This window comes from Flavimobilis marinus, assembly GCF_900113055.1.
Classification (GTDB): Bacteria; Actinomycetota; Actinomycetes; order Actinomycetales; family Cellulomonadaceae; genus Flavimobilis; species Flavimobilis marinus.
Genome location: NZ_FONZ01000003.1, coordinates 30,921 through 48,556, shown reverse-complemented (window position 1 = coordinate 48,556; position 17,636 = coordinate 30,921). Strand labels below are relative to the sequence as shown.

General features: G+C 72.1%; 24 protein-coding genes. 8 read left to right on the top strand and 16 right to left on the bottom strand.

Annotation, left to right across the window (positions count from 1 at the left end; translation table 11 throughout):
* Positions 1-50: 50 nt before the first annotated feature.
* From BMZ30_RS08890 to BMZ30_RS08880, 3 genes are read right to left on the bottom strand one after another with little or no spacing between them, the layout of a single operon-like run.
* Complete coding sequence (locus tag BMZ30_RS08890) at positions 51-986, bottom strand: matrixin family metalloprotease (RefSeq protein WP_143073164.1); 936 nt, start codon at positions 984-986, stop codon at positions 51-53.
* A gap of 43 nt (positions 987-1,029) precedes the next feature.
* Positions 1,030-2,043: a M10 family metallopeptidase domain-containing protein gene (locus BMZ30_RS08885; RefSeq protein WP_143073163.1), complete on the bottom strand. Its 1,014-nt coding sequence runs from the start codon at positions 2,041-2,043 to the stop codon at positions 1,030-1,032.
* Between the two features lie 42 nt (positions 2,044-2,085).
* Complete coding sequence (locus tag BMZ30_RS08880; protein WP_219810211.1) at positions 2,086-2,544, bottom strand: DoxX family protein; 459 nt, start codon at positions 2,542-2,544, stop codon at positions 2,086-2,088.
* Between the two features lie 104 nt (positions 2,545-2,648).
* Between BMZ30_RS08880 and BMZ30_RS08875 the strand changes: the two genes are divergently transcribed.
* On the top strand, positions 2,649-3,080 hold the full coding sequence (locus BMZ30_RS08875) for a hypothetical protein (RefSeq protein ID WP_093377599.1): 432 nt from the start codon (positions 2,649-2,651) through the stop codon (positions 3,078-3,080).
* Here BMZ30_RS08875 and arr read toward each other — a convergent pair.
* The 3 genes from arr to BMZ30_RS08860 all read right to left on the bottom strand — a co-directional run bounded on the left by arr (position 3,077) and on the right by BMZ30_RS08860 (position 4,595).
* Positions 3,077-3,490: an NAD(+)--rifampin ADP-ribosyltransferase gene (gene arr, locus BMZ30_RS08870; RefSeq protein WP_093377596.1), complete on the bottom strand. Its 414-nt coding sequence runs from the start codon at positions 3,488-3,490 to the stop codon at positions 3,077-3,079. The two genes, BMZ30_RS08875 and arr, sit on opposite strands and share 4 nt — an antisense overlap.
* Before the next feature lie 10 nt (positions 3,491-3,500).
* The gene (locus BMZ30_RS08865) at positions 3,501-4,061 is read right to left on the bottom strand and encodes a mycothiol transferase (protein WP_093377594.1); all 561 of its coding nucleotides are present in this window, start codon (positions 4,059-4,061) and stop codon (positions 3,501-3,503) included.
* 81 nt (positions 4,062-4,142) lie between these two features.
* Positions 4,143-4,595, bottom strand: coding sequence for a DoxX family protein (locus tag BMZ30_RS08860; protein WP_093377591.1), 453 nt, complete (start codon positions 4,593-4,595; stop codon positions 4,143-4,145).
* Between the two features lie 86 nt (positions 4,596-4,681).
* On the opposite strand from BMZ30_RS08860, the gene BMZ30_RS08855 reads away from it, so the two are divergent.
* Positions 4,682-5,239 carry a TetR/AcrR family transcriptional regulator gene (locus tag BMZ30_RS08855; protein WP_093377589.1) on the top strand — a complete coding sequence of 186 codons (558 nt, stop codon included), beginning with the start codon at positions 4,682-4,684 and terminating at the stop codon, positions 5,237-5,239.
* A 23-nt stretch (positions 5,240-5,262) separates the two neighbouring features.
* Here BMZ30_RS08855 and BMZ30_RS08850 read toward each other — a convergent pair whose 3' ends face one another.
* Positions 5,263-6,303 carry an MsnO8 family LLM class oxidoreductase gene (locus BMZ30_RS08850; protein ID WP_229828780.1) on the bottom strand — a complete coding sequence of 347 codons (1,041 nt, stop codon included), beginning with the start codon at positions 6,301-6,303 and terminating at the stop codon, positions 5,263-5,265.
* A gap of 52 nt (positions 6,304-6,355) precedes the next feature.
* Between BMZ30_RS08850 and BMZ30_RS08845 the strand changes: the two genes are divergently transcribed.
* A complete protein-coding gene (locus BMZ30_RS08845; RefSeq protein ID WP_093377584.1) occupies positions 6,356-6,904 on the top strand; it encodes a hypothetical protein in 549 nt (182 codons plus the stop codon).
* An 18-nt stretch (positions 6,905-6,922) separates the two neighbouring features.
* Here BMZ30_RS08845 and BMZ30_RS08840 read toward each other — a convergent pair whose 3' ends face one another.
* Positions 6,923-7,807 (bottom strand): LysR family transcriptional regulator ArgP, encoded by an 885-nt coding sequence (locus BMZ30_RS08840; protein WP_093377581.1) that lies wholly within the window; start codon positions 7,805-7,807, stop codon positions 6,923-6,925.
* A gap of 42 nt (positions 7,808-7,849) precedes the next feature.
* Between BMZ30_RS08840 and BMZ30_RS08835 the strand changes: the two genes are divergently transcribed.
* The gene (locus BMZ30_RS08835) at positions 7,850-8,491 is read left to right on the top strand and encodes a LysE/ArgO family amino acid transporter (RefSeq protein WP_093377579.1); all 642 of its coding nucleotides are present in this window, start codon (positions 7,850-7,852) and stop codon (positions 8,489-8,491) included.
* A 21-nt stretch (positions 8,492-8,512) separates the two neighbouring features.
* Here BMZ30_RS08835 and BMZ30_RS13540 read toward each other — a convergent pair whose 3' ends face one another.
* The 4 genes from BMZ30_RS13540 to BMZ30_RS08820 form a co-directional block, all read right to left on the bottom strand.
* Complete coding sequence (locus BMZ30_RS13540; RefSeq protein ID WP_143073162.1) at positions 8,513-8,776, bottom strand: hypothetical protein; 264 nt, start codon at positions 8,774-8,776, stop codon at positions 8,513-8,515.
* Between the two features lie 49 nt (positions 8,777-8,825).
* Positions 8,826-9,038, bottom strand: coding sequence for a hypothetical protein (locus tag BMZ30_RS08830; RefSeq protein WP_093377576.1), 213 nt, complete (start codon positions 9,036-9,038; stop codon positions 8,826-8,828).
* Entirely contained in the window at positions 9,038-9,445 is a 408-nt protein-coding gene (locus BMZ30_RS08825) for a hypothetical protein (protein WP_143073161.1), read from the bottom strand. The genes BMZ30_RS08830 and BMZ30_RS08825 overlap by 1 nt, the downstream gene beginning before the upstream one ends.
* Positions 9,446-9,563: 118 nt before the next feature.
* On the bottom strand, positions 9,564-10,520 hold the full coding sequence (locus BMZ30_RS08820; RefSeq protein WP_093377571.1) for an NAD(P)-dependent alcohol dehydrogenase: 957 nt from the start codon (positions 10,518-10,520) through the stop codon (positions 9,564-9,566).
* A gap of 166 nt (positions 10,521-10,686) precedes the next feature.
* Between BMZ30_RS08820 and BMZ30_RS08815 the strand changes: the two genes are divergently transcribed.
* Positions 10,687-10,974, top strand: coding sequence for an ArsR/SmtB family transcription factor (locus tag BMZ30_RS08815; protein ID WP_093377569.1), 288 nt, complete (start codon positions 10,687-10,689; stop codon positions 10,972-10,974).
* 4 nt (positions 10,975-10,978) lie between these two features.
* Positions 10,979-11,374 (top strand): VOC family protein, encoded by a 396-nt coding sequence (locus tag BMZ30_RS08810; protein ID WP_093377566.1) that lies wholly within the window; start codon positions 10,979-10,981, stop codon positions 11,372-11,374.
* 31 nt (positions 11,375-11,405) lie between these two features.
* Here the strand turns inward: BMZ30_RS08810 and BMZ30_RS08805 are convergent, their stop codons facing one another.
* From BMZ30_RS08805 to BMZ30_RS08790, 4 genes are all read right to left on the bottom strand, one after another.
* Entirely contained in the window at positions 11,406-12,065 is a 660-nt protein-coding gene (locus BMZ30_RS08805) for a response regulator (RefSeq protein WP_093377563.1), read from the bottom strand.
* The gene (locus BMZ30_RS08800; protein WP_093377561.1) at positions 12,062-13,228 is read right to left on the bottom strand and encodes a sensor histidine kinase; all 1,167 of its coding nucleotides are present in this window, start codon (positions 13,226-13,228) and stop codon (positions 12,062-12,064) included. The genes BMZ30_RS08805 and BMZ30_RS08800 overlap by 4 nt, the downstream gene beginning before the upstream one ends.
* Before the next feature lie 2 nt (positions 13,229-13,230).
* Entirely contained in the window at positions 13,231-14,088 is an 858-nt protein-coding gene (locus tag BMZ30_RS08795) for a CPBP family intramembrane glutamic endopeptidase (RefSeq protein ID WP_093377558.1), read from the bottom strand.
* 130 nt (positions 14,089-14,218) lie between these two features.
* The gene (locus tag BMZ30_RS08790) at positions 14,219-14,959 is read right to left on the bottom strand and encodes an alpha/beta fold hydrolase (RefSeq protein ID WP_093377556.1); all 741 of its coding nucleotides are present in this window, start codon (positions 14,957-14,959) and stop codon (positions 14,219-14,221) included.
* A 91-nt stretch (positions 14,960-15,050) separates the two neighbouring features.
* Between BMZ30_RS08790 and BMZ30_RS08785 the strand changes: the two genes are divergently transcribed.
* A complete protein-coding gene (locus tag BMZ30_RS08785; protein ID WP_093377553.1) occupies positions 15,051-16,022 on the top strand; it encodes a helix-turn-helix transcriptional regulator in 972 nt (323 codons plus the stop codon).
* A gap of 285 nt (positions 16,023-16,307) precedes the next feature.
* A complete protein-coding gene (locus BMZ30_RS08780; protein WP_177191328.1) occupies positions 16,308-17,621 on the top strand; it encodes a glycoside hydrolase family 6 protein in 1,314 nt (437 codons plus the stop codon).
* Positions 17,622-17,636: the final 15 nt, after the last annotated feature.

Below are 17,636 nucleotides of genomic sequence, written 5' to 3'. Positions count from 1 at the left end.
GCGGCCTCCTGCCCGGACACTAGCGGTGCGGGGACGTCCCTGTCAGCGGGTCACACGTCGGGCGCGCACGGACCCTGGCCGAGCTCGGCCAGCCCCGTGAGGTCGCCCGCCTGGAAGTCGATCATCGGCGAGGCCGGGGCCATCAGCTGCTTGTTCACGTTGATGTGGTCGAGGCCGACGACGTGGCCGAGCTCGTGGCGCAGGACGCTGACGTAGAACGGTTCGCCCCATAGTCGCCGCTCGTCGAGGAGCTCGACGTCGAGGAGCGCTGACCCGGACGCGATCCAGAACGTGCCGTCCGCGTCGTAGGCGTAGTCGGCCGTGCCCGCGCCGATCGCCTCGCCGAGCAGAGAGATCTCGGACTCGTCGGCGAAGCCGATCAGCACGGGCGCCCAGCGGTCGCCGTAGCGCTCGGGCTGGTAGCTGGGCCGGTCGTCGGACGGGCGCTCGGTGGTGGCACCGTCGTCGACGAACGCCAGGCCGGTCGCGGCGGACACCTGTGCGACCACGCCGTCGACCCGCTCGACGAAGTCGTCGGGAGCGCCGTCGGTGTTGACGACGTAGTGGATGGGGCGGCACGGCGACCAGCGGGCGACGAAGTCGTCGCCGTGGAAGTCCTCCGGGACGGTCTGCAGCCGGTAGGCGTTGCTCGGCTCGCTGACCGTGGGGACCGGCAGGAGACGCGAGCTCTGCTCCTCGAAGCCGGCTGACGGGAGCTCGAGCTCCGAGGTGGTCCAGACCGGCGCCTCGGCGTCCGACGTCGTGCGCCACGGGACCCCGGGCGTCCACGGCTCCCGCTGCCACGGGAAGGTCCCGAGCGGAGCGAGGGCGAGCCCGACGCCGACGACCGCGACCACCGTGACGCTCACCAGGGTGGTGACGAGGCGTCGGGCGCGACGACGCCGACGGCGGTTGGCGTCGCCGATCGGATCGGGCTCGGGCATACCGGTCTCCGGCGCAGCAGGGCCGTCGTCGTGGAGGCTCACGCCGGAGTATCGGTCGCCCGCCCCCGCGACATGAGGCGGAGCGTCAGACCCCCGGCGCGCACTCGGCGTTCCCGAGCTCCGCGAGCCCGGTCAGGTCACCGGCCTGGAACTCCCGCACGGGACCGCCCGACGCCATGAGCTGCTCGTCGTCGTCGACGTGGTCGAGGCCCACGAGGTGGCCGAGCTCGTGGCGCAGCACCGAGACGTACGCCGGCTCGCCCCAGAGCAGGAGCTCGTCGGTCAGCGTGATGTCGAGGTAGACGATCCCCGTGACGGCGCGGAACAGTTCCGACGTCGGGTCGTAGGAGGCGTCGGCGCCGCCGAGCCCGACGACGTTGTCCGCCAGGCGGGGGATCTCGGTCTCGTCCGCGAACGCGATCAGCACGGGCGCCCAGCGGTCGCCGTAGCGCTCGGGCTGATACCGGGCGCGCTCGACCGTGGGGACCTCCGTCGTCGGGCCGGCGTAGACGAAGGCGAGGCCGGTGGCGGCGGAGACCTCCGCGACGGCGTCGGCGATCCGTTCGGTGAAGTCCTCCGGTGCGCCCTCGGTGTTGACGACGTACTCGATGGCGCGGCACGGCGACCAGGTGAGGGGGTGCTGGACGGCCTCGCCGGCGTAGGGGTCGGCGATGGTGAGGATCGCGTAGGAGTCGTCGGGCGCGACGACGACCGGCGCGGGAAGCAGGCGCTCGCGGGCCTCGCCGTAGCCGGGCGTCGGCGTGCGTGTGCGGTCGTCCGGGGCGGTGTCGCCGCGCCAGACGCCGTCGGCGCGCCAGGCGGAGTTGGTGAGGTCGGAGCTCGTCTGCCAGGGCAGCATCTCCTGCATGCCGAGCGCCAGGACGACCAGCAGCGTGACGACGCCCGTCACCATCGCGCGGGTGCGGCGCCGCTTGCGCGGGGAGACGTAGGGCGTCGGGCTCCATGGAGCGGGCGGGTACGCCGCCGACGGTGGGGTGCGCCACTCGGTCGGGGCGGGGGCCATGCCCTGCGCCTCCTGCTGCACCCAGGCGGGCACGCGGCCCGTGGGGGAGCGCGGCAGGTCGTCCGGGAAAGTCACGAGAGAAGTATCGGCACTCTCGGGCGCGAGTGTGAGTCCGGTTCAGCATCGCCGACGACGCCACTCACCGAGGGCGTTCGTCGCGCCGATCGCCCATGCGACCAGCAGCGGCTGGAACACGAGCCGCACGGCGCGCTTGGCGTCGGTGTCGAGGCCGAACCCGTCCTTGCGCTCGACAAGCTGGGCGATGTTGCCCGGGAACACCGCGACGAAGAACGCCGCGACGGTGGCGCCGACCAGCGCCCGCGACGGCTGCCGCCACGCCGCGAGGAGGCTCGCGCCCAGCCCGATCTCCACGACGCCGGAGGCGAGGACGACGAAGTCGGCGTCGAGCGGCACCCAGGACGGCACCTGCGCCTGGAACTCCTCACGCTGGCTGGTCAGGTGACCGATGCCGGCGGTGACGAGCACGCCGCCGAGGGCGATCTGGCCGAAGATCCGCGCGAGGCGACCGGCGCCGCGCGGGTCTGGCGGGGCCGGGGTCCGGCGCGCGTTGCTCATGGGGCGACTCTAGGCGGGGGCCTGTCGGGCGGCGCGGGGAACCGACGCCGAATCGTGACGCGCCGACGGTTCCCGCGCATGGCGTGGTGACGCCATGATCGAGCATGGCGACTCAGGGGCACGGGGGTACGGGGACGCTGCGGCGCACAGCGCTGGGCATCGTGGCGATGGTGCTGGTGGCGGGGCTGGGAACCGCCTGCGGTCCGAGCGTCGAGAACGCGAGCGTGACGCTGGACCCTGCGCGACCGCCGGACCCGGCGTCCTCCGAGCTGCATGTGCTGGTCACCGAGCGGGACTGCAACAGCGGCATGGATGCCGAGGGCCGCGTCGAGCTCGTGCGCCTGAAGGAGGACGACGCGAACGTGGAGATCCGCATCGGCGTGCGGCCGGAGAGCGGGGATGCCAGCTGCCCCGACAACCCGCCGACACCCTTCACGGTCGTCCTGGAGCAGCCCCTCGGCGACCGCGCGCTGCTCGACGCCGCGAAGGAGCCCGCGCGGGAGCTGGAGATGCCGCGGGAGAACGGCTACCGCTAGTCGTTGATCGCCTCGATGCCCTCGCGCGCGAGCTGCGCGACGTGGTCGCGCATCGACTGCAGGACTTCGGGCGGGTGGCCGGTCCACCCGGTGACTTCCTCCACGACGACGAGCGGGTCGCGCGTCCGGTAGGACCGCGTCGGGTTGCCGGGGAACCTCTTGTCGGTCAGGTTCGGGTCGTCCTGGAAGGGGCCGGTGGGCTCGACGCGATAGATGCGCCCGGGGCCGGCGCCGAGCGCGAGCTCGGCGCCCCAGATCGCGGCGTCCATCGTGGCGGTGAGGTACAGGAAGTTCGCGCGCTCGCGGCGCCCGAAGTTCGACGCGCGCCCGGCCACGAGCTGGTCGCCGGGCGCGAGGGCGCTCCTGGTGCCGTGGAAGAACGGGCCCGTGTCGTCGGGGGAAGTGGTCACGGTGTGCCGGTCACAGCGGCGGGATCATGGGCCAGTCGCGTGGCGGGTCCTCGCCGACGCGTCCGTCGATCACCTCGCGCAGCAGGTCCGCGTGGCCGGTGTGGCGGCCGTACTCCTCGATGAGGTCGTGCAGGTGCCGGCGCAGGCACGGCCGCTCGCCGCCGTAGTCGAGGTGTCCGGGCTGGTCCAGATCGCCCTCGTCGAGCAGGCGGGCGAGGGTGACGCGCGAGCGTCCGACGGCGTCGGCCCAGATTGCGTACACCTGCTCCGCCGTCTCGTCTGGGTCGACGGTGAACTGCCAACGTTCGACGTCGTCCTCGGGGGCCAACGTCCACGTCACCGGGCGCTCGCCGCACATGCGCCAGGAGAAGACGTCGTCCTCGCACACCGCGAGGTGCTTGAGCAGCCCGCCGAGGCTGAGCTCCGAGGGTGGCACGGGCCGGGCGCGCAGCTGGTCGACGTCGAGGTCGCCCGCCTTCCAGCGGAACGTGGCCCGCAGGCGTTCGAGGGTGCCGACCACGTGCTCGACGTCGGTGCCGGCGATGGGTGGTTCCCAGGCAGGATCGGTCATGGTGGGCTCCCCGGCGACTGCGCGAGATGCGGATGAATCGAACGATACGCCCGCCGGGTGCGCGCTGTCAGCAGTCGCCGATCATGTCAGGAGCCGACCAGCGCACGCCGCCACGGCGCAGGCGGCGAGGAAGCCGAGCTGGACGGCGGCCCGCAGCGGGAGCGGCGTCGCGGGGGCGGCCGGGTGACGCCTGGCGCCGGCCGCCCGGACGTTGGCCGGGAACACCGCGACCAGGAGCAGCGCGAGCCCGACGGCGGCAGGCGTGCGCAGCGGCTCGATCAGGAGCCCGACGGCGCCGACGACCTCGAGCAGGCCCGTGGCGGTCACCGCGAGGTCGGGACGCGGGACAGCCGGGGGCACGATCGCGATCAGGCCGTCGCGTCGCGGCTGGAGGAAGTGCGCTGTCGAAGCGAGAGCGAAGGCCGCGGCCAGGCCGATCGCTGTGGCTGCCGGCCAGGAGTCGGCGTAGGGGACGGCGAGGCCGACCAGGCGCGCGAGTCCGGTGGCCGCGATCAGGACGATGGACGGAACCACGGGCGTCCCCTATCTAGTCGATGTCAAGATCGTGGCCGCCTAGGCCAATCTTGTCAACGTCAAGACCACGGATAGGCTCTGCTGCTATGGCCTACCACCACGGAGACTTGCGCGATGTGCTCCTGCGCGCGGCGGCCGACGTCGTCGCCGCCGATGGCCCCGAGGCCGTCACCCTGCGCGGCCTGGCGCGGCAGGCCGGGGTGTCGCACGCGGCGCCCGCGCACCACTTCCGGGACCGGCGTGGACTCCTGACGGCGTTGGCTGCCGAGGGCTTCCGCCGGCTGACCGAGGCTCTGCGGGCGGCGCCGACCTTCTTGGAGGCGGCGGTGGCCTACGTCGAGTTCGCGGCGGGGCCGGGGCGCGGCTACTACGCCGTCATGTTCGACGCCACGCGGATCGATGTCGGCGACCCGGCCCTCGAGGAAGCGCGGTCGGAGGCCGACCGGGTGCTCGCGGCCGGGGTCGCGTCCGTGGCGGCGCGCTCCCCCGACGCTCCGCTCGCCGCGCTCGCCCTCGTGCACGGGCTCGTCGCGCTGTACGAGGTGGGCGCGCTGGAGCGTCGGTACGCAGGGCAGGATCCCGCCGTGCTCACGCGGCGGATCGCGCAGGTGCTGTTCACGGACCCGGGTGCGTCCGGCGAGTGACGCGGAGCCCGGCGGAGGTCGCGTCAGGCGAAGAGCGCGGCGAGCGCGGCATCCGAAGCGGCGAGCGCCGCCCGGTCGTAGGTGCTGCTGGAGGCGACCAGTTCGGCGGCGCCGGTGCGCTCAAGCAGCGCGGCCAGGGCGCTCTCGACCTGTGCGGACGTCCCGGCGATCGCCATGGCGGCGGTCTGCTCGAGGTACTGCTGCTGGCGGGCCGTGCGCGGGGCGGCCCGGATCGCGGAGGCGGACTCGAGCGGTGGGAACTCGCCCAGGGTGCGGCTGCGCGCCATCGCCCATGCCTCGGGCAGGAGCAGGTCGGCCGCCTCCGCGGCGGTGTCAGCGATGAGCACGTCGAGGCTGATGGCGACGCGCGGCTCGGGGTGCTGGGCCGACGGCGTGAAGGCGCGCCGGTAGTCGGCCAGCGCCTGCAGTCCGGGCTCGGGGTCGCTCGCCACTCCCAGGATTGGTCCGCCGACGATGACCGGCAGCCCCAGCTCGGCGGCGACCGTGAGGCCGCTTCCCGTGGCGAGGACGTAGAGCGGGACAGGGACGTCGGGCTGCGGGCGCAAGGTGATCGCGGCCGTGCCGTCGAGGTAAGACCGGAGCTCGGCGACGTCGGCGGCGAAGTCGGGGCCGTCGTCGGCCTGGCGGAGTGCCCGGCGCACGGCCGCGGTGAACCCGGGGGAGCGACCCAACCCGAGGTCGATGCGCCCGGGCGCGAAGGCCGAGAGGGTGGCGAACTGCTCGGCGACGACGAGCGGCTGGTGGTGCGGCAGCATCACGCCGGCCGACCCGAGCCGGATGGACGTCGTTGCGTGGGCGAGCGCGGTCATCAGCACGGCCGGTGCGGACCCGGCGACGCCTGGGACGCCGTGGTGCTCGGCGACCCAGAACCGGCCGTAGCCCAAGCGTTCCGCCTCGACTGCCCGGGCGACTGTCCCGCGCAGGGCGGCGCTGTCGGGCTCGCCGACGCGCGTGCGGGAGCGGTCGAGCAACGACAGGGCGGGTGCGGCAGCGGTCACTGCGGTGGAACGCCGCGCGGCGGGCTGGATGTTCCAGCGGGTCACGCGAGCGTCTCTGCCACTAGCTTGTTTGTCGATCAGCTGCGAAGCTCCCGACATGGAGATCAGCCAACAGCGCTTCGTGCGCAGCGTGCTGACTTCTGCTGAGGCGGGTGAGCTTGAACGCGTTGACGCCCTTGCCGATTCCCTGGGACAACACTTGCGCGCGAATGAGCAAGCGATCGATGCCGTTCACGTCCACCGTGCGCAGAGCAGCGCGGTCCAGCTCATCGTCGCGTCGCTCCTCAAAGATCAATTGGGGTTCGACGAAGAAGTGGTGCTCGCCCCCAGCGAGGGTTTCGTCACGCATGCTCGACCGGACTTCATCTATGAGCTCGCGCCCGGCCGTGGCGTGATTGCCGAGGTCGAGAGAGGTGGAACCACCACCAACAACCACGACCTCAAAGATCTCTGGAAGACACATATCGCTCCGAATGCTCAGCACCTGTTCCTCATCGTCCCGAACGCAAACTGGAACGAGGCAGGTGCTGCGCGGGAGCGCCCCTTTGCTCGCGTGCTTGGGCGCCTTGGTTCATTCTTCGGCGATCCGCGTCGAGAGATCGACGTAGTCAGCCTGCATGTCTTCGGATACGGGCGACGCGTGTAGCAACGCTGGGGAGTGGAGTCATGGCGCGAGCAGCCGCCGCGCCGCCTCCGTGATCGCGGCCGCCGCCCGGTCGAGCACGGGGGAGCGGAGCTTCCACTGCTGCCAATGCAGGACGACGTCGACGCTCGCCTCCGGGTCGAGGGCCACGAGGTCGCCGCGGGCCTCGTCGTCGGCGCTCTGCAGGGTGGGGAGCATGCCCCAGCCCATGCCGAGGCGGACGGCGGCGAGGAAGTCGGCCGACGACGGCACGTAGTGCCTGGGCGGTGCGATGCCGGCGGGCGCGTGGTCGGCGAGGAAGCGGCGCTGCAGGTCGTCCTTGCGATCGAAGACGACGACCGGGGCGACGGCCAGCGCGTCGGGCGTGACGCCGTCGGGAAACCAGTGCGCCGCGAAGGTGGGGGAGGCGAGCGGGCGGTAACGCATGGTGCCGAGGCGGGTGGCGGAGCAGCCGGCGATCGGGTCGGGGTCGGTGGTGATGGCGGCGACGACGGTGCCGGCGCGGAGCAGGGCGGCGGTGTGCTCCTCGTCCTCGCGGTGCAGGTCGAAGGTGACGTCGCCGGCGAGCGGGGCGAGGGCGGGCAGGACCCAGGTGCCGAGGGAGTCGGCGTTGATCGCCAGCGGCAAGGTGTGGGTGCGTGCGTCGGTGCCGGGGTTGAGCTCGGCTGCCGCCTCGCTGGTGAGGAGCTCGACCTGGCGGGCGAGGCGCAGCACGACCTCGCCGGACTCGGTGACCTGGACGGGCTTGCTGCGGATGAGCAAGACGCGTCCGGTAGCGACCTCGAGGGCGCGCAGGCGCTGGCTCACCGCCGATGGCGTGATGTGCAGGGCGCGGGCAGCAGCGTCGAGGGTGCCCTCGGTGACGGCGGCGCTGAGCGCTCGCAGGTGGGCGGGATCGAAGTCCATGCAGCAACGCTAACGTTTCGGTAGAAACTATCGCTTCACTTCATGCGCGCGCATCTCTACGGTGAGGCGGTGCCTCCTGAACTGCTCGTCGCCCTCTCCGGCCTCGGCCTCGGCCTGTCCTTGATCGTCGCGATCGGATCGCAGAACGCGTTCGTGCTCCGGCAGGGGTTGCGTCGGGAGCGCGTCGCGCTTGTGGTGCTGGTGTGCGTGGTGTCCGACGTCGTGCTCATCGGCGCGGGCGTGGCCGGCGCCGGAGCAGCGGTGGAGAGCAGACCGTGGCTGCTCGACGTCGTGCGGTGGGCCGGGGCGGCGTTCCTCACGACGTACGGGCTGATGGCCGCGTGGCGCGCGTGGCGGCCGAAGGCGCTCGACCCGTCGGTCGAGGCGGTGCCGAGCTCGGTGCGCGCCGTGGTCGGGACGGCGCTGGCGCTGACGTGGCTCAACCCGCACGTGTACCTCGACACCGTGGTGCTGCTCGGGTCGATCGCGCAGAGCCATCCCGGGCGGGAGTGGTGGTTCGCTGGCGGCGCGGCCGTCGGGAGCGTGGTGTGGTTCGTGGCGCTCGGGTTCGGGGCGCGGGCGCTGCGGCCGGTGTTCGCGCGGCCGGGGGCGTGGCGCGTGCTCGACGCGGTGATCGCGGTGGTGATGGTGGGGTTGGCGATCATGCTCCTCGTGGGGAACTAACAGCTCGGGTCGGGTGCGCGCTCAGGAGTAGAGAGCGATCGCGGTGCGCATGGCTTCGCCGTACTCGTCGTCGGTCAGCAGCCCCGCCTCGTCCGCAGCACGGATCATCCGCAGTTGTTCCTCCAGCTCGGGAAAGGTTCCTGGGGCCGCGGGGGTGATTACGTAGAGCCCCGGTTGTAGGCCGAGCTTGATGCCACACCAGACGCACGAGTCGGCGGGATGTTGGGGCTCGGGGCGATCGCGCGGCCCTAGGTAGGCGCAGGCGTGGCAGGTGGTCGGGTTCATGCGCGCAACATACGGCGGGCGTGTGACACGGAGCGCCGGCGAGGAGCGCTCAGCCAGGCATCTGCCGGAGCGCCATGATCGCAGCCGGTCCGAACCTGTCGAGATCGGCAGAGATCTGGATCCGCGCGGCGGGTTCACCGGCGGGAGCGATCTCTCCGTACTTCGCGTCGATCATCCAGTAGTGGCCCTTGTCGCACGCGATGAGAATCTGGCCTCCGTCGGCGAAGAACGTGAGGCTTCCCTTGTCTTCCGAGTGCTTCATCAGCCGGCCTCTCCGAAGGCGCGCGGGTTCTGATTGCGGGCCCTGCTGAGGAGATCGGTCTCGGACGAGGCGGCGACGATCGCTTCGATGCGGTCGCGCGTGCCCTTCGCCTCGGCCGTGGCTTCCTCGGCCTTCTCCTCGGCCTTTGCCGTGCCCTGCGTGCCGAACCAGTAGCCGAGCGCGAGGGTCAGCAACGGCAGGACGGCGAGGAGCACGTCCTTGGCCCGCTGGAACTGGTCCAGGACGATCGCGCCGTCCTCGCCGACCTCGGCTCGGACGCTGAGATTCTGGGAGACGACCCATAGCCACCAGCCGCATCCGAGCAGGAGGACGGCGGTGATCGCGAGCCGCGTGATCATGCCCCAGTCAAGCTTGGAAGAACTCTGACCCACCGCCGGATTCGACATGGCGCGCTCCGTTGTTCGCCCGAGCTCTGAGCGCAGGCCCGTTACGCCCTAATTGTCACGAGTGCGCGCGCCCGGCTTTCCCAGCCGTTCGCCCGGGTCTCACCGTCGCGTTCGGGCTCTACCAGGGCGCGACGGCGACCTTCCCCAGCGCGCGACCAGCACCTACCCGCGCCAGCGCGTCCGGCACGTCGTCGAGTCCGACAGTCCGGTCGATGTGTATCGCCACGCCGCCGGAGACGGCGAGCTCGGCCAGGGGCTGGAAGTGCGCCGGTCCCTGCTTGACGACGAGCATCCCGAGGGACCGTCCGGTGGCCTTGCCGGCCAGCGCGCCCACGGTCAGCACACGCAAGAGCGAGCGAACCGACCCGCCGACGCAGCGGTACCGGCCGCCGGGTGCGAGCGCGCGCCGGTAGGCGAACACTGAGCGGTGTGCGACCAGGTCGAGGATGAGGTCGTAGGGCTCGCGGCCGCGGCTGAAGTCGTCGCGGCGGTAGTCGATGACGTCGTCGGCCCCGAGGGACCGCATGAAGTCCAGCTTGTGCTCGTTGTCGACGCCCGTGACGTGGGCGCCGAGCTGCTTGGCCAGCTGGATCGCGAAGGTCCCGGTGCCGCCGCCGGCGCCGTTGATGAGGATGCGGCGTCCCGGAGCGGCGCCCGTGGTGCCCTGCACGGCGATCGCGCCGGACTGCGGGATGGTCGACGCCTGGGCGTAGGACAACTCGGCGGGCTTCAGGGCGAGAGCCCGCGCGGGCGCGACGGCGTACTCGGCGAACCCGCCCATGAGGTCGAGGTTGTCGCCGTAGACCTCGTCGCCCGGCGCAAGCCCGGTGACGCCCGCGCCCACGGCCTCGACGATGCCAGCGATGTCGGAGCCGAGCGTCGAGCGCTTGGGCGTGCGCAGGCCCCCGAGCCGCGCGTACGCGGGGGAGCCGCGCAGGCACTCCCAGTCGCTGAGGTTGATCGACGTCGCCGCGACCTTCACCAGAACCTGGCCCTCCGCGGGCTCGGGAGTCGGAACCTCGGCGACGCGCAGGACGGACGGGTCCCCGTAGCGCTCGTACACGACAGCCTTCATCTGGCGCCTTCCCCGATGCGGTTGGTGGTCTGCTGGCAACCTAGTGACCACAGCGGCGGTCGAGTGCGGACACGCTGACGGCACCGATGAGTTCTGAGGTCCGGGCCAGCCGATCTGCCCGGGAGGGACCCTTGACAGGCAAGCGCAGGCTTGCGTCAATGGAGGCGTGGACTCGAACGCTGACCTCTTCAAGGCCCTCGGAGACGCGACGCGACGAGTGATCCTCGACGAGCTGAGCGCCCAGGACGGGCAGACGCTCTTCGAGATCTGTGGCCGGCTCGCGATGAAGCACGACGTCGCCTCGACGCGGCAGGCCATCTCGCAGCACCTGGCGGTGCTGGAAGGGGCTGGCCTGGTGCACACCCGGCGCCAGGGCCGGTACAAGTACCACCACCTCGACACCGCGCCCCTGCGCGCGATCGCCGAGCGGTGGCCACTCGACAGACGGGAATGAACCCATGATCCGCATCAACGTCACGAGCGTGTTCGTCGACGACCAGGCCAAGGCTCTCGCCTTCTACACCGACAAGCTCGGCTTCATCAAGAAGAACGATGTGCCGCTCGGCGAGGCGCGCTGGCTCACGGTCGTCTCCCCGGCCGACCCCGACGGCGTCGAGCTGCTCCTCGAGCCGGACGGCCATCCGGCGGCCCGCCCGTTCAAGGACGCGATCGCCGCGGACGGCATCCCGTACACGTCGTTCGCCGTCGACGACGTGTTCGCCGAGGTCGAGCGCCTCAAAGGGCTCGGCGTGACCTTCACGCAGGAGCCGACCGACATGGGCCCGGTCGTCACGGCGGTGCTCGACGACACCTGCGGCAACCTGATCCAGATCGCGGCCATGAAGCCGGCCTGACCGGGCGTCGCCCTGAGTCGACCGCCACGAGTCAGGTCACCAATCCCCGCCGATACGCGTAGACGACGGCCTGCACGCGGTTGCGCAGGTCCAGCTTGGTCAGGATCCGCGACACGTACGTCTTGACCGTCTCCTGGCTGAGCACCAGCGTGGCGGCGATCTCGGCGTTCGACAGGCCGGACGCGATCAGGCGCAGCACCTCGAGCTCGCGCGGCGTCAGCGGCACGTCGTCGGAGCTGGCACCCGGGGGCCGGATCCGGTCGGCGTACCGACCGACGAGCTGGCGCGTCACCTCCGGGGCGAGCAGCGCCGCGCCGCTCGCGACCGTCCGGATGCCGGCCAGCAGCTGCGCGGGCGGGGCGTCCTTGAGCATGAACCCGCTGGCCCCGGCGCGCAGCGCCTCGTAGACGTAGGCGTCGAGGTTGAAGGTCGTCACCACGAGCACGTTGACGGGTTCTGCGACGCCGGCGCCGGCGAGCAGCCGGGTGGCTTCGATGCCGTCGAGCACCGGCATCCGCACGTCCATGACGACGACGTCGGGCCTGTGCCGGCGCGCGAGGTCCACGGCGGCGCGCCCGTCGCTGCACTCCGCGACGACCTCGAGGTCAGGCTGGGCGTCGATGATGGTCGCGAAGCCCGCGCGGATGAGCGGCTGGTCGTCGGCCACGAGCACCCGGATCGGCGCGGTCACGAGGCTCCGCCCCAGGGGATGCGGGCGCGGACGACGAACGCCCCGCCGTCCTCCCGCCCCGCGCTCAGCTCTCCACCCAGAGCCACGACCCGCTCCTTCAGTCCGGTGAGGCCCCGTCCGCCGCCAGGCGCCGACGGCGTCGCGTGGGCAGCGCTCGGGCCGTCGCCCTGGGTAGCGACCTCCACGGTGACGGTGTCCCGCCCGTACCGCACGTGCACGGTGGTCCGCTGCCCGGGGGCGTGCTTGAGCGCGTTGGTCAGTCCCTCCTGGACGACGCGGTAGGCGGCAGTCGCGACGTCGTCGGAGGCCCGGTGCGGGTCGCCCTCCTCGACGTACTCGACCGGCTGCCCGGCCAACCGGGTGCCCTCGACGAGCTCGCGCAGCGCAGCGCCCTCGCGGGCCCCGTCGTGCGCGTCGGCGGCGGGGTCGAGGAGGTCGAGCACCTGGCGCAGGTCGGAGATCGCGCGCCGCCCGGTGTCGGCGACGGCCGTGAGGGACTCGTCGAGACGGTCCGGCTTCGAGGTCAGGTATCGCGCGGCCTCGGCCTGGACCACCATCGCCGTGACGTGGTGCGTGACGACGTCGTGCAGGTCGCGGGCGATGCGCGTGCGCTCGGTCAGGCGCGTGGTCACGGCGACCTGGCGGCGGCGCTCGGCCTCGGCGGCGCGGGTGCGGCGCAGCCACACGCCGACGCACCACGCGGCGGCGAGCACCAGGTAGAAGGCGACGACGCCGCCCGCGTCCTCCCCGGAGCCGTCCCGTTCGAGCGCCAACGCCAGCGCGACGTAGCCGGCGGAGAGGCCGACGACGACGGCGCGCCGGTGGTGGGCCAGGTGCGCGCCGGCGCTCACGAGGGCGATGGGCAGCGCGATGCCGGCGGCGGTGACGTAGCCGGTGAGCTGGTCGACCGCGAACCCGATCGCGACGAGCCCGAGGCTGATCGCGGGCCACCGACGCCGCGCCGCGAGCGGGAGAGCCTGGAGCGCGATCGGGACGAGCGCCAGCGCATCGAGCGGCCGCTGGGGCGCGTCACCGAGGCGGGTGCCCTGCTCCTGCAGCGGCCCGATCCAGGGTGCCCCGGCGATGAGCAGCGCGAGCGGCAGGTCGCGGACCACGACGTGGGAGCGCCGCCACGCTGCGGCGGCCACTCGCAGGTCGATCACGCTCACACCGTAGCCGTGGCGGGCGCCGCGGAGGTCGGCGTGGTCGCGGGCCGGACGTCGCGACGTCGGACGATGTGTCCGCGCTGGTGGGCGAGCCGCAGGAGGGCCACGGTGATGATCGAGCAGGCGAGGACCGCGACGATGCTGCCCTCGGGCCCGAACGCGCCGCCGGTGAGGAGCGTGGAGCCGGACGTCGCGCCGTCGAGCAGGCCCTTCGAGGCCTCGTTACCGGAGACCTCAGTGCCGAAGACGCCGCCGACGGCGAAGTTCCACCCGAAGTGCAGGCCCATGGGCTGCCACAGGGATCGGGTGGCGACGTAGGCGGCGCCGAGCATCCCGCCCGCCTCGATCGCGACGGCGAAAGCGCCCCAGAGCGTGGCGTGCGGGTTGACCAGGTGCACGGCCCCGAACAGGGCCGCCGTCACGACGAGAGCGATCCAGGTGCCCACGCGCTCCTCGAGCAGCCGCTGCACGATGCCGCGGAAGATCAGCTCCTCGGAGGCGACGACGACCGCCGTGAGGCCGAGGAACCCGACCGCGGCGGCCGGCGAACCCCAGCCGTCGACGCGGTAGCCGCCGAGGACGGCGATGATCCCGATGACGGCGGTGAAGATCAGCATCCCGACGGTGACCCCGCGGGCGAGGGCGGGGCTGGCACCGGCGCGTGCGACCTCCGCGGGGCTCCGGTGCTCGGTGCGGCGCACGACCCACCGGTACATGCCCACCATGAGGGCGGCGATGGCGACGCCGACGACGAGCGTGAGACCGAAGCTGTGTCCCCACGCGTGGAGGGCCTGGACAGCGATGCTGCCTGGGACGGCGACGACGAGTACTGCTCCGAGCTGCTTGACGAGGCGCACGAGGAGGTCCTTCCGAGGGTCCGCGGCAGGGTTGCTGCGGCTGTTCCAAACCCTAGGAATCTGGCGATCGTGAGTCGTCACCGCGGGGTGGGCAATCGGCTGTCCCCCGGGCGGGGGACAGCCGCGGGTCTCAGGAGCCGACCGACCCCAGCACCTCGGCGAGCCGCACCGGCTGGCTGACCATCGGCCAGTGCCACGTCGGCAGCTCGACGTAGGTCCAGTCGCCGTCGACCATGTGCGCGAACGCGGGGGAGTGCGGCGCCATCTGGTGCAGCTGCTCGAGGCTGAAGCTGCACAGCACGCCGGTCCGCGGCAGCCGCTCCCAGGCGCCGGTGAGCGCGACCGGCTGGGTCGCTGTGCGCCAGGGCTGCGGCTGGGAGCCTTCGACCAGCGCGGCGACGGCGGCGTCGTCGACCTCGGGGACGTCGGCGGCGAGCGCGGCCCAGGGCGGCGGCGGGAGCTTCCAGCCCTCGCCGTGGGTGCGGACCAGCTCGTCGTTTGCTGCGCGGGCGTCGGGTCCTTCGAAGTCGGCCTGGGACATGCCGTCGGGCAGGGGACCGGTGTCGACGTAGACGAGGCGGGCGACGCGCTCGGGGACGCGGTCGGCTGCGCCGGTCGTCACGAGGGCGCCGTAGCTGTGGCCGACGAGCACGACGTCGTGCAGGTCCTGGGTCTCGAGCAGGCGGACGACGTCGTCGATGTGGGTGGTCAGGTTGGTGTCGGGTGAGGCGAGGTGGGCGCGTTCCCCCATGCCGGTGAGGTCGACGGCGTGCACGACGTGGCCCTGCTCGCGCAGCGGGTCGGCCACGGGGCTCCAGACCGAGGCGCCGAGCCAGAAGCCGGGGACGAGGACGTAGGTGGTGGTGTTCATGGTGGGAACGCTAGGCTCGATTGCGGGCAGACTCCGCCCGGTATGCGTAACCGATTCTGTTGCGAGTTCCTAGTCGCGCCGTGGAGGCCTCATGACCCGCCCGACTGCTCGAGTGCTCGCCATGCTGGAGCTGCTCCAGGCTGGCGGACAGCGCACGGTCGGTGATCTCGCTGTCCGGCTCGGGGTCGACGAGCGCACGGTCCGGCGGTATGCCGAGCACCTCGCAGATCTCGGTATCCCCGTCCAGGCGCAGCGAGGCCGGTACGGCGGCTACCGGCTCGCTCCTGGCTACAAGCTGCCGCCCCTGATGCTCACCGACGACGAGGCCGTCGCTGTCGTCCTGGGCTTGCGGGCTGCGGAACGTGCGGGGCTCGCGACGACGGACCACACGGCGGCGGTGAGCGCGCTGGCCAAGGTGTCGCGTGTGCTGCCGCGGGCGTTGAGCAAACGGCTCGACAGCCTGATGTCGACGGCCCAGTTCACGACGGCGATGGGCGCCGCTGCTCCGGTGGGTGCCAAGATTCTGCTGGGGTTGGCCGCGGCCGCGGAGGAGCGGCGCACCGTCCAGATCGATTACACGGCGTGGGACGGGACGGAGTCGCAGCGGGAGCTCGACGTCTACGGCCTGGTCTTCCACTCCGGCCGGTGGTATGCCACCGGCTTCGACCACGGGCGCAACGACGTGCGGACCTTTCGCCTCGACCGCATCGCCTCGGCTAGTCCGAGCGCGGGCACGTTCGACGTGCCCGCGGACTTCGACGCGACGACGCAGGTCGTGTCTGGCATCGCGGCGATCCCGTGGGCGCACGAGGTCACCGTCGTCCTGCACGCCACCCTTGAGGAGGCCGCGGACCGGCTGCCCAAGAGCGTGGGAAGGCTCAGTGAACACGCCGACGGCGCTCTGCTCGAGACCCGCGCGGAGCGCCTCGACGGCATGGCCCGCATGCTCGCCGGTCTCGGTTGGGACTTCGAGGTGATCAGTCCCGACGCGCTGCGCGACGAAGTGCTCGCACTGTCCGAGCGTCTTCGAACGAGCGCTGGTTGCGCGTCACGCGACGGGTAGTGGCCCCGACCAGGCGGGACACCTTCGCTGGGACGAAGCCTTGCGCTCCTCTCCTGCAGGCCATCATCGGCCGCGCCGCATTTGGACCCCTTCGAGCCAAAAGCGTAGAGTCTCGTCAGTCGTCGCGTGGGAGCGCTCCCGCAAGCGGCGTCCGAGCGGACGCAAGGGCCGTGGTGCGCTCCATCACGGAGCTCGAAAAGCCGGCCTGCTGTTCGCTGGCCGATCAGGAACGACCGACAGGAGGGCTCTGCAATGAGGCGGAGGGGACGAGGTGCGGCCGTCGCGGTGACCGCGACGATGCTGCTCGTGGGGATTGCCGGCGGCGCGACCGGTGCAACGGCGGAGAAGGACAGCAGCAACCGAGGTCCGGCGCACGGCAAGAGCGTGCTGAACGGCGGCACGGAGTTCTACGTGCCTGAGGGCAACGATGCCAGCGTCCAGGCGGACGCGTTCGAGGCGGCGGGCCTGGTCGAGGAGGCCGCGCTGATGCGTGAGCTGGCCGCGCAGCAGGAGACGGTGTGGCTGACGGGCGGCACGCCGGAGGAGATCGGCGCCACGGTGAGCGAGACGGTGGCGGCGGCGAAGGCGCAGCACCAAGTGCCGGTGTTCTCGCTGTACTACGTGCCGGGTCGGGACTGCTCGCAGTACAGCTCTGGCGGCGCCACGTCGGAGGCTGAGTACAGGGCGTTCGTCGACGCGATCGCGGACGAGCTCGGCAGCACGAAGGCCGTCGTCATCATCGAGCCGGACGGCGTCGCGCTCCTGTCCAGCGAGCCCTGGTGCGGCCAGGGCTCCGGCGGCTCCACCGGGACGCCGGAGGACCCGGAGTTCGTGCAGCAGCGATTCCGTGAGATCCGGTACGCGGTGACGACGCTGGGTGCGCAGCCGCAGACGGCGACGTACATCGACGCCGGCAACTCTGCCTGGCAGGGGCTGGATGACTACGACGCGTTCTACGGCGACCCGAACCTGCAGTACGGGATCGTCAACCGGCTGAGGATGGCGGGGATCGACCAGGCGACGGGCTTCGCGCTCAACACGTCGAACTACCGCGCCACCGAGGAGCTCATCGCCTACGGCGAGCGGGTGTCGAAGTGCCTCTACGCGGTGCGGAACCAGCCGGTTCCGGACATCGAGGCCGGGTACGCCCCGCAGGTGGGGACGCCGTGCCCTCCTGAGGAGGAGCTCGATGCGATGCGGGTGCGCAAGAACCAGATGACTCACTTCGTCCTCGACACGAGCCGCAACGGGCAGGGGCCGTGGGTGCTGGGCGACCCGGCCACCGACGACGACGCCGCGGCCTTTACGGCCGAGTACGGCTACACCACCGCCGACCCGGAGATCTGGTGCAACCCGCCGCAGGCGGGCCTGGGCCAGCGTCCAAGCACGGACACCGGCCACCCGCTCGTGGATGCGTTCCTGTGGATCAAGGTGCCGGGCCAGTCGGACGGACGGTGCACACGCGGCATCGCGGCGGCCGACCTGCCGGAGCCGGGGTTCGACGTGGTGCGCGGCATGGTGGACCCCGTCGCGGGCGGTTGGTTCGTCGAGCAGGCGCTGGAGCTCGCACGGCTGGCGGAGCCGGCGCTGCTTCCGTGACGGCAGGGCGCCCGG

What these genes read in the sequence shown, in the direction of transcription:
- BMZ30_RS13540 (WP_143073162.1), bottom strand. Translation starts at nt 8,776, where the DNA reads ATGAACCCGACCACCTGCCACGCCTGCGCCTACCTAGGGCCGCGCGAT.
- BMZ30_RS08845 (WP_093377584.1), top strand. Translation starts at nt 6,356, where the DNA reads ATGGAGATCAGCCAACAGCGCTTCGTGCGCAGCGTGCTGACTTCTGCT.
- BMZ30_RS08810 (WP_093377566.1), top strand. Translation starts at nt 10,979, where the DNA reads ATGATCCGCATCAACGTCACGAGCGTGTTCGTCGACGACCAGGCCAAG.
- BMZ30_RS08785 (WP_093377553.1), top strand. Translation starts at nt 15,051, where the DNA reads ATGACCCGCCCGACTGCTCGAGTGCTCGCCATGCTGGAGCTGCTCCAG.
- BMZ30_RS08880 (WP_219810211.1), bottom strand. Translation starts at nt 2,544, where the DNA reads ATGAGCAACGCGCGCCGGACCCCGGCCCCGCCAGACCCGCGCGGCGCC.
- BMZ30_RS08825 (WP_143073161.1), bottom strand. Translation starts at nt 9,445, where the DNA reads ATGTCGAATCCGGCGGTGGGTCAGAGTTCTTCCAAGCTTGACTGGGGC.
- BMZ30_RS08840 (WP_093377581.1), bottom strand. Translation starts at nt 7,807, where the DNA reads ATGGACTTCGATCCCGCCCACCTGCGAGCGCTCAGCGCCGCCGTCACC.
- BMZ30_RS08875 (WP_093377599.1), top strand. Translation starts at nt 2,649, where the DNA reads ATGGCGACTCAGGGGCACGGGGGTACGGGGACGCTGCGGCGCACAGCG.
- BMZ30_RS08865 (WP_093377594.1), bottom strand. Translation starts at nt 4,061, where the DNA reads ATGACCGATCCTGCCTGGGAACCACCCATCGCCGGCACCGACGTCGAG.
- BMZ30_RS08820 (WP_093377571.1), bottom strand. Translation starts at nt 10,520, where the DNA reads ATGAAGGCTGTCGTGTACGAGCGCTACGGGGACCCGTCCGTCCTGCGC.
- BMZ30_RS08830 (WP_093377576.1), bottom strand. Translation starts at nt 9,038, where the DNA reads ATGAAGCACTCGGAAGACAAGGGAAGCCTCACGTTCTTCGCCGACGGA.
- BMZ30_RS08855 (WP_093377589.1), top strand. Translation starts at nt 4,682, where the DNA reads ATGGCCTACCACCACGGAGACTTGCGCGATGTGCTCCTGCGCGCGGCG.
- BMZ30_RS08790 (WP_093377556.1), bottom strand. Translation starts at nt 14,959, where the DNA reads ATGAACACCACCACCTACGTCCTCGTCCCCGGCTTCTGGCTCGGCGCC.
- BMZ30_RS08835 (WP_093377579.1), top strand. Translation starts at nt 7,850, where the DNA reads ATGCGCGCGCATCTCTACGGTGAGGCGGTGCCTCCTGAACTGCTCGTC.